This is a genomic window from Polaromonas sp. P1_G4 (genome assembly GCF_056405475.1).
Genome location: NZ_JBFUCA010000752.1, coordinates 1 through 1,540, shown reverse-complemented (window position 1 = coordinate 1,540; position 1,540 = coordinate 1). Strand labels below are relative to the sequence as shown.

Below are 1,540 nucleotides of genomic sequence, written 5' to 3'. Positions count from 1 at the left end.
GTTTTGAGGTCGAGACAGCCTGATTTCAGGCGTCAAAATGGCCTCCGACCTAATCAGAGCGAGCGCAAGCAGCTATCAAAATAATAGCGGTTGCGGGGCTTTACGGGTTTCCCGGTCATCACGATGGAAGTTCACCAGGCCATCGGCGGTGAACTTCAGGCGGGCACAACGCATGTGCTGGCCCTGGCCCGGCAAAGGGCCGGAATATAAAAATGCTGCGAAGCGCCCCGGCGCGAACGAGGGAGGGAGGGAGGAGGAGGAGCGCCCCGGGATTGCAGCTGAACCTGGACGGCTCAGAAGGCTTCGCAACAATGAAACTGTTCTCTTGCCAGCGCTACCGGTGAAGGCAAATCGCGCTTGCAGAAGTATGAGAGCACAAGTGCGGGGTAGTTCCCGCAAATAAAAGATCCCTCAGGTAAATTTTTGTTAACGKGCCGCGGGCTTGATGGCCAGCTGTTTTTCGATTTCTTTGACCAGCGCGCCGCCGGCCGGGTCGGCCATGGAGTTGAAGCTGGTGACGCCGACACCATCGCGTGCAATGACGTATTTGTAAAAATTCCAGCGCGGCGTGGTGCCTGTTGTGGCCGCCAGCTTCTGGAACAGGGGATTGGCGTCTTTTCCGGTCACGCTGGTTTTGGTGAACATGGGGAACTTCAYGCCGAAGGTGTTTTCGCAGAAGTCCGCGATCTCCTTGTTGCTGCCTGTTTCCTGCGAAAAATCATTGGATGGAAAACCCAGCACCACCAGGCCCCGGTCTTTGTATTTGGCGTAGAGCGCTTCAAGCCCCTGGTACTGCGGGGTAAAGCCGCAGAAGCTGGCAGTGTTGACCACGACCACCACTTGTCCGCTGTATTGGCAGAGCGTCTGCGGCCTTTCGTCTTGCAACCGTAAAAACGTCTGCTGCAGCAGCGCGGGGCAGGTTGCCGGTGCGGGGCCGGCGGACGCTACGGCAGGTGCCGGTGGCGCTGCCAGCGCGCCGCCGGAGGCCAGCAGCGCAGGGGCAGCCAGCATGATCAGCAAAAGGAACTGGGCCGCCCGGCGGGGGGCGCAAGAGATGGCAGTGGCGGTCATTGGCTAAACTCGCGGGCTGGTGATCGGGCTGATTCAGGTTTATTCTGGCGCTGTCATACATGTTTCACAACATGCCCTGACGATACGCCCGTATCGCGGTGAATGGATTCAGCGGGAATTCAGCCCCGGACTATCCAGGGTCTGCATGGCTTTATTTGGCACAATGCAGTCCGAAAAAGAGCACTTGTGTGGTCCAACACGCCGGAATGGGGTCCGAATTACCCTGATTTGCCGGTAAATAGCGCATAAGTCGCCCGTTGTCACATTAGCCGCCTAAAATCGTTACAAGTACCCAGGATGCTCCCGCAGGACATCCGAGGCAGATATATCTGCATATCCCTTGCGAAGGAGTTCTCATGCTTTATCCCGAACTGTTCAAACAACTTGAATCCGTCCGCTGGGACATGGACAAGGACATTCCATGGGCAAGTTTTGACGCGTCCAAGCTGACCGACGAGCAGGCCCAGAC

The 1,540-nt window shown here is 57.3% G+C and carries 1 protein-coding gene and 1 pseudogene; one reads left to right on the top strand and one right to left on the bottom strand.

The annotated features are described in order from the left end of the window. Positions 1 to 426: 426 nt before the first annotated feature. Positions 427 to 1,011 (bottom strand): glutathione peroxidase, encoded by a 585-nt coding sequence (locus AC1D1X_RS23010; RefSeq protein ID WP_477699299.1) that lies wholly within the window; start codon positions 1,009 to 1,011, stop codon positions 427 to 429. A gap of 416 nt (positions 1,012 to 1,427) precedes the next feature. Here AC1D1X_RS23010 and AC1D1X_RS23005 point away from each other — a divergent pair. Further along, positions 1,428 to 1,540 (top strand): annotated as a pseudogene (locus tag AC1D1X_RS23005) (ferritin-like domain-containing protein); the annotation flags it as partial.